Below are 7,520 nucleotides of genomic sequence, written 5' to 3' on the forward strand. Positions count from 1 at the left end.
GCGGGGCTCGTCGCCTTCTGGGACGACGAGGCCGCGCTCGACGCGTTCCTGGCCACGGCGCCGCTGGCGCAGCGGCTGGCCGGAGGATCGATGGTGCGCCTGACGCCGCTGCGGGTCAGCGGAGCCTTCGACTACGCCCTGCGTAGCGGGCCGGCGTTCCGGAATCTCGCCCGCCTGGTCTCCCGCCACCCCGAAGACAGCCACGCATGAGGTCGACGCCATGCCCAGCCGGGAAACTCTCGACGCCTTCGTGGCCCATGTGGTCAGCGGCGATCATGTGGGCGCCATCGAGCGCTATTACACCGAAGACGCCTCCATGCAGGAGAACGGCGCGGCGCCTCGGGTAGGTCGCGAGGTGCTGATGGCTGGCGAGGCCAAGGTGCTGGCCCGCGTCGAGCGCGTGACCACGGAGCTGATGGCTCCAGTCCTGGTTGACGGAGACCAGGTGGCGATCCGCTGGCGCTTCGAATTCTTCCCCAAGGAGGGCCCGTCGCGGGTAATCGACGAGGTCGCCTGGCAGACCTGGCGCGGCGAGCAGATCTGCCGCGAGACCTTCTTCTACGATCCCCGCCCGCCGTCGACCTGAGCGTTGTTCCCAATCTCCGGACTCCGGAGTCTCCAGGCCCTGACCTCGCCCATCCCGGTTCGCCGGGGTGGGCGTTTTTTTGCTACTCGGGCAGCGCCTCGATGATCACGAAGGCCTGGGCGTAGGGATGGTCGTCGGTGAGCGAGAGATGGATGACGGCCCGATGGCCGGCGGGCGTCATCTCCTGAAGCCGCGCCAGGGCGCCGCCGGTCAGCGCCATGGTCGGCTGACCCGAACGCATGTTGACGACGCCCATGTCACGCCAGAACACGCCGCGCCGCATGCCAGTGCCCAGCGCCTTGGCGCAGGCCTCCTTGGCGGCGAACCGTTTGGCGTAGCTGGAGGCGCGGTCGGGCTTGCGCTCCGAACGCGTGCGCTCGATCTCCGTGAAGATGCGGTTCGTGAAACGCTCGCCGTGCCGTTCCAGGGTCTTGGCGACCCGGCGAATGTCGGAGAGGTCCGAGCCCAGACCTATGATCACGCCGCCAACTCCGCCAAGAGCATTTTCCGCCGAAACGGCCGCCGGTTCGGCGAAGAAGATGCTCTCATCTTGATGTGCTTTGAGCCAATTCCGCTTCGGAATTGGCTCGGGCCGCGTCCATCAACATGCGCATCCGCTGGATAGCGGGACCCAGACCGGTGAAGATCGCCTCGCCAATCAGGAAGTGGCCGATGTTGAGCTCGGCGAGTTGGGGAATGGCCGCGATCGGCTTGACCGTCTCGTAGTCGATGCCATGACCGGCGTGGATCTCCAGACCCATCCGTTCAGCGGCCTCGGAGGTCCTGCGCAGGGCGTCCAGCAGGCGGTCGGCTTCGCCGCTCCGCTCGCGCACGGCGTCGCAATAGGCGCCGGTGTGCAGCTCGATCACCTGGGCGCCCATGTCCTTGGAGGCCTGGGCCTGGACAGGGTCGGCGTCGATGAAGCAGGAGACGCGGATACCGGCCTCGACCAGCCTGCGCACGACCGGGGCGATGGCGTTGTGGCCGCCGGCCACGTCCAGTCCGCCCTCCGTGGTCCGCTCCTCGCGGCGTTCGGGGACCAGGCAGGCGGCGTGCGGCAGATGGGCCAGGGCTATGGCTTCCATCTCCTGCGTCACCGCCATTTCGAAGTTCAGCGGCCGCCCGCGCTTGCGCGTGATCACCGCCAGGGCCTCGATGTCGCTGTCGGAGATGTGGCGACGGTCCTCTCGCAGGTGGGCGGTGATCCCGTCGGCGCCGGCGGCGATGGCCATCTCGGCGGCGCGCACCGGGTCCGGATAGGTCGAGCCCCGCGCGTTGCGGATGGTCGCCACGTGGTCGATGTTGACGCCAAGGCGAAGACGGCTCATCCGCGCAGCCTCTTGCTGCCCGGTTCCTCGGCCGGCAGGGCCGCCAGTTCGGGGGGAAGCTCGTCCGCGGCATAGGACGGCACATCTACGGTGGCCAGCGCCACCAGCGGCCAGCCCACATCGGCCTTGCCGCCCGACCGGTCGACGATGCAGGCGCAGCAAAGCACCTTGCCGCCGGCCGCCTCGATGGGCTCGACAGCTTCGCGGAACGAGCCGCCGGTGGTGATCACGTCCTCGACCACCACGACCTTGGCCCCCGGCGCGATGGTGAAGGCGCGGCGCAGTTTGAACTTGCCGTCCTCGCGCTCGACATAGATCGACGGGACGTCCAGCCAGCGGGCGACCTCGTAGCCTGGGATGATCGCGCCGACCGCGGGCGCCACGATCACATCGGGCTTGCCGAACTGGGCGACGATCTTCTCGGCCAACGCCTTGCAGAGCCGCGCGGTGCGTTCGGGATACTGAAAGACCAGGTTCTTCTGCAGGAACATCGGGCTGTGACGCCCCGAGGCCAGGATGAAGTGGCCTTCGCGCAGCGCGCCGGCGCCGCGGAATTCCTCGAGGACGTCTTCGGTGTTCATGCAGGCCTCCTGGGTTGCGGATTACCGAACCCCTGCCAAGCTGTCATCGACCAATTCGCGTGGGGACGTCAGACCGGTGAAACTCTTCCAGACCTATGACTCACCCTTCCCCACCCGGGTGCGCCTGTTGCTCTACGCCAAGGGGATCGAGGCGGAGATCATCCAGCCGCCGGGCTTCCACGCTTCAGCGGAGACCAAGGACGAGTATCTGAAGATCAATCCCATAGGCCGGGTGCCGACCCTGGTGTTGGACGACGGCCGCGCCCTGCCTGAGTCCGAGGTGATCTGCGAGTATCTGGAGGACGCCTTTCCCGAGCCCTCGCTGCGGCCCGATGACCTGTGGGCGCGGGCGCGGATGCGGCTGCTCTCGCGCATCTGCGACTTCTACGTGGTGATGGCCATGGTCCCTTTGTTCACCCTGGCCGGCCGCTCAAGGCGTCATTGGGAGCCGGACGTCGTGAACGCCGCGGCCGGCAAGCTCGCCGAGGCCCTGGCCTATCTGGAGGACTTCATCGGCGAGGACGGCTACGCGGTCGGACGCTCGCTGACCCAGGCCGACGGCGCCATCGCCCCGCAGCTGGTGCTGGCAAGCGAGTGGATCCCCGCCCTGTTCGGCACGCCCGATCCGCTGGAGGGGCTGCCGAAGCTCGCGGCCTATTGGCGGGCGATCCAGACCGACCCCATCGCCGCGCGCGTGATCACCGAGACCCGCGAGGCGATCGCCGAGCAGCAAACCGCGGCCAAGGCCCGGGCAAGCGCCGGACGCGCGGCCGTCTGATCTAGGCTCACCACGCCCAGGTCCAGTCCCGCGCCGTGGGACGGCAGCCGCCGTCGGCCCAGCCCTTCCACGCCCGCCCACGCACGACCTTGCCGGCCTTGGCGCCGGTGGGTTCGCCATCGGCCAACACGACCGCGCCATTGACCACGACATGGCTGACCCCGGTGGCGAACTGCTTGGGCGTCTCATAGGTCCCATGGTCGCCGACCGTGGCGGGATCGAACACCACCACGTCGGCGTAGTAGCCGGTCTTGAGCAGGCCGCGATCCTTCAGCCCGAGATTCTTCGCCGGAAGGGCCGAGAGCCGGTGAACGGCGCTCTGCAACGTCGTGGTCTTTTCCTCGCGCACATACTTTCCCAGCAGGCGCGCGACATTGCCGTAGGCGCGGGGATGCGTGCTGGACCTCATGAACACACCCTCCGGCGCCAGGGCCGCGGCGTCAGAGCCGAAGCTCATCCAAGGTAAGGCCGTCTGGCGCTTCACGTTCTCCTCGGACATCAGGAAGTAGACGACCTGGACACGGCTGCCGTCCTCGATGACTAGATCGATAGCCGCGTCCTCAGGCGAGACGCCGCGGGCCTTGGCGACCTCGGCCAGCGTCTTGCCGGTCAGGGTCTTCAGGGCCGGGTTCTTGAAGCCCACTAGGAGCGTCCCTTCGGCGCCGGCGTGGCGGTAGAGGTTCTCGAAAGTGGGTTTGTCCTGGCGCATCTCGGCCAGCACCTTGGCGCGCGCGGCGGGGTCCTTCATCCGGCCGATCCAGGCTTCCACCCCGCCCGCCTGCACCCAGGGCGGCATGGCCGCGTCCAGTCCCGTGGAGCCGGCGGTGTAGTTGTACATATCGGCGGTGATGCGCTGGCCTTTGGCGCGAGCGGCCTCGATCCGGGCGATGGCGGCGTCGATCTTCGGCCAGTTGGCGCGGCCGGCGGCCTTCAGGTGATAGATCTCGGCCGGCGCCCCCGACAGCCGCGAAATCTCGATCAGCTCGTCGATGGCCTCCAGCAAGCGGTCGGCCTCCGAGCGCATGTGGCTGATATAGATGCCGCCGCAACGACCGGACTCGGTGGCCAGCGCCACCAGTTCCGGGGTCTCGGCGTAGCTGGCCGGGGCGTAGATCAGCGAGGAGCCGACGCCCAGCGCGCCGTCCTCCATGGCCTCGACCACCAGCCTGCGCATCGCCAAGAGCTGTTCCAGCGTCGGGTCGACATCGCCTTCGCCCAGAACGTGCTCGCGCACGGTGGCCGCGCCGATGAACGAAGCGACGTTCATCGAAATCCCGGCCCGCTCCAGCGAGACCAGGTACTCGTCGAGGGTCGTCCAGGTTATCGGAAACTTGATGTCGCCCATCCGCTGGGTCGCCAGCCGCTTCATCTCCGGAGTCAGCGGACCCATCGAAGTCCCCTCGCCCATGACCTCCAGCGTCACGCCCTGCTTCAGGTCCGACAGGCCGCGGCCGTCGACGATCAGGCTCTCGGTCGCCCAGGACAGCATGTTGATGAAGCCGGGGGAGACCGCCTTGCCGCCAGCGTCGATCACCGCCTTGCCGGCGCCGGGCGCGCGTGATCCGACATAGGCGATCCGGTCGCCGGAGACGCCGACCTCACCCTGAAACGGCGCGCCGCCCGAGCCGTCATAGACCTGGGCGTTCCGGATCAGCAGGTCGTAGGTCGGCGGCGGGGGCGTCGTGGCGCAGGATGCGAGCAGGAAAGCGGTGAGTGAGAGGGCAGCGGCGTTTCTCATGACCGCATCAGAGGCGAGAATCCCCTCCGTGTCAGCGCCATTCACGCCAGGAACAACGGCGAGCCTAAGGCCTGCTTGGTCTTGAGGCGGGGAAATCGCGTTGTTGTCACGACGCGGCCTGCCGATCCTTGACGCCTGACCTGGGCGATCTGGTGACGTCACGGGGGCTGATCATGGACATCTGGGACGTGAAGCAGGTGATCGAGCCGAGCCGGCCGGCTAACCCTTGGCGCGGTCCACCGTCTCGATAGACGGATTGGCGCGCAGGGCCGCGGCGATATGGGTCAGGTGGCGGGCGTCCTTCACCTCCACATCGAAGTCAACGTCGAAGAAGTCCGCCTGGCGACGGTGCATGCGCAGGTTGACGATATTGCCGCCGGCCTCGCCGATCACCGTGCAGGCTTGGCCGAGGACCCCCGGCGCGTTGTGGATCGTCGCGGTGAGACGTGAGAGCGTGACGGTGTTGCGCTCGGCCTCAGGGGTCCACTGCAGATCGCGCCAGAGCTCCTCGCGGTCCTCGAACTCGGCCAGCTTGGCGCAGTCGATCGTGTGGATGGTCAGCCCCGTGCCGTCCGGCTCGATGATGCCGACGATCCGGTCGCCCGGCACCGGCGTGCAGCAGGCGCCGAAGTTCAGCGAGACGCCCGGAGTCAGGCCGCCGCCGCGCACATATAGACGCGCGGCCTTGCCGCCTTCGATCCGGCGGGTCGCCACGGCGGCCTCGCGGTCAGAGGCCTTCAGGCCGGGGAAGATGACGTCCAGGACCTGGGTCGGCGAGATACGGCCGCGCCCCACGATCTCGAACAGTTCGTCCTCGGCGGAGACAGCGAACCGCTCCAAGGCCGGGCGCAGCGAGATGTCCTTGCGCGCTTTTCCGGCCCGCTCGAAGGTCTGGTCGACTGTGGCGCGGCCGAGCCTGGTGAACTCTTCCTTCTCCGTCTGCCGGATGTGGCGGCGGATCGCCGAGCGCGCCCGGCCTGTCACCGTCAGCGAGCGCCAGTCCGGCGGCACCACCGGCTTGGGCCCGCGCACCACCTCGACCACGTCACCGTTCTGCAGGATGGTCCGCAGCGGCTTCAGCTCGCCGTTGATTTTCACCCCGATGCAGGTGTCGCCGACGTCGGTATGGACGGCGTAGGCGAAGTCGAGCGCCATGGCCCCGCGCGGCAGGCTGACCAGCTTGCCCTTGGGCGTGAAGACGAAGGCCTGGTCGAGATACATCTCGAGCTTGGCGTGCTCGACCAGTTCCTCGACGTCGCCGCCGTGTTCCAGCACCTGGACCAGATGGCGCAGGTTGAGCAGCGGGTCGCGGCCCCCGGCGTCGGCCTGGGCCTCGGCGTCGAAGCCGTAGGACTTGTCCTTGTAGCGCCAGTGCGCGGCCACCCCGTCCTCGGCCACGCGGTCCATGGCCTCGGTGCGGATCTGCATCTCGATGCGCATGCCCTTGGGGCCCACGACGGTGGTGTGGATCGAGCGGTAGTTGTTGCGCTTCGGCGTGGAGATGAAGTCCTTGAACCGCTCGGGCACGCTGGGCCAGGCGCGGTGGACGACGCCCAGCGCCGCGTAGCAGTCGCTCTCGGTGTCGACGATCACCCGGAAAGCGTAGATGTCGGAGAGCTGGGAAAAGCCGATCGACTTGCGCTGCAGTTTTCGCCAGATCGAATAGGGGTTCTTTTCGCGCCCGAACACCCGGGCGGCGATGCCGGCGTTCTCCAGGCGGTTGGCGATTTCGCCCGAGACCACGGCGACCGCCCCGCCCTGCTCGATGCGAAGGTTCTCCAGCCGCCGGCCGATGGCGTCGCGGGCCACCGGGTTCAGGTGCTCGAACGCCAGCTCCTCGAGCTCCGAGCAGATGCGATGACAGCCGATGGAGCGCGCCAGGGGCGCATAAATGTCCAGGGTCTCGCGGGCGATGCGCTCACGCTTGGCGGGGCTGGCGATGTAGTGGAGCGTGCGCATGTTGTGCAGGCGGTCGGCCAGCTTGACCATCAGGACGCGCACGTCCTTCGAGATGGCCAGGATGAACTTGCGCAGGTTCTCGGCCTGCTTGGTGTGCTCGCTGTTGAGCTCCAGCTTGGTGAGCTTGGTGACCCCTTCGACCAGTTCGGTGATCTCGGCGCCGAACAGCGCCTTGATGTCGTCGGGGGTGACCGGGGTGTCCTCGATCACGTCGTGCAGCAGCGCCGTGACGATGGTCGAGGTGTCGAGCCGATAGTCGGTCAGGATCCCCGCCACCTCGATGGGGTGTGCGAAATAGGGATCGCCGGAGGCGCGCTTCTGATTGCTGTGCGCCTTCATCGCGTAGACATAGGCGCGATTTAGAAGCGCCTCGCTCGCCTTGGGATCGTATTTGAGCACGCGCTCCACGAGCTCGTACTGGCGCATCATCGGTGCGGTAATACCTTGATCGAACGGTTTCGATCACCGAAGCCTTGCGGCGGAAGTTCCGGATTCTGGCTTGGCTGCGCACCACTGAACACACCCACCGTTTGAACGTCCACCCTAAGCG

The 7,520-nt window shown here is 67.6% G+C and carries 8 protein-coding genes; 3 read left to right on the top strand and 5 right to left on the bottom strand.

Annotation, left to right across the window (positions count from 1 at the left end; genetic code table 11):
- Window positions 1-210, top strand: a 210-nt coding sequence (locus RMO04_RS04770; protein ID WP_309643650.1) for a hypothetical protein, incomplete at its 5' end; no start/stop codon positions are given.
- Between the two features lie 10 nt (window positions 211-220).
- Window positions 221-586: a nuclear transport factor 2 family protein gene (locus RMO04_RS04775; RefSeq protein ID WP_309643651.1), complete on the top strand. Its 366-nt coding sequence runs from the start codon at window positions 221-223 to the stop codon at window positions 584-586.
- Window positions 587-668: 82 nt separating this feature from the next.
- Here RMO04_RS04775 and acpS read toward each other — a convergent pair whose 3' ends face one another.
- The 3 genes from acpS to pyrE all read right to left on the bottom strand — a co-directional run bounded on the left by acpS (window position 669) and on the right by pyrE (window position 2,495).
- Window positions 669-1,067 carry a holo-ACP synthase gene (acpS, locus tag RMO04_RS04780; RefSeq protein ID WP_309643652.1) on the bottom strand — a complete coding sequence of 133 codons (399 nt, stop codon included), beginning with the start codon at window positions 1,065-1,067 and terminating at the stop codon, window positions 669-671.
- Window positions 1,068-1,131: 64 nt separating this feature from the next.
- On the bottom strand, window positions 1,132-1,914 hold the full coding sequence (locus RMO04_RS04785) for a pyridoxine 5'-phosphate synthase (RefSeq protein ID WP_309643653.1): 783 nt from the start codon (window positions 1,912-1,914) through the stop codon (window positions 1,132-1,134).
- A complete protein-coding gene (gene pyrE, locus RMO04_RS04790; protein WP_309643654.1) occupies window positions 1,911-2,495 on the bottom strand; it encodes an orotate phosphoribosyltransferase in 585 nt (194 codons plus the stop codon). The genes RMO04_RS04785 and pyrE overlap by 4 nt, the downstream gene beginning before the upstream one ends.
- A 76-nt stretch (window positions 2,496-2,571) precedes the next feature.
- Here pyrE and RMO04_RS04795 point away from each other — a divergent pair, with 76 nt between their 5' ends.
- Window positions 2,572-3,273: a glutathione S-transferase family protein gene (locus RMO04_RS04795; protein ID WP_309643655.1), complete on the top strand. Its 702-nt coding sequence runs from the start codon at window positions 2,572-2,574 to the stop codon at window positions 3,271-3,273.
- A 7-nt stretch (window positions 3,274-3,280) separates the two neighbouring features.
- Here RMO04_RS04795 and RMO04_RS04800 read toward each other — a convergent pair whose 3' ends face one another.
- Complete coding sequence (locus tag RMO04_RS04800) at window positions 3,281-5,011, bottom strand: D-aminoacylase (RefSeq protein WP_309643656.1); 1,731 nt, start codon at window positions 5,009-5,011, stop codon at window positions 3,281-3,283.
- Window positions 5,012-5,230: 219 nt separating this feature from the next.
- Entirely contained in the window at window positions 5,231-7,399 is a 2,169-nt protein-coding gene (locus RMO04_RS04805) for a bifunctional (p)ppGpp synthetase/guanosine-3',5'-bis(diphosphate) 3'-pyrophosphohydrolase (RefSeq protein ID WP_309643657.1), read from the bottom strand.
- Window positions 7,400-7,520: the final 121 nt, after the last annotated feature.

The organism is Phenylobacterium sp. (assembly GCF_031412415.1).
Taxonomy (GTDB): Bacteria; Pseudomonadota; Alphaproteobacteria; order Caulobacterales; family Caulobacteraceae; genus Phenylobacterium.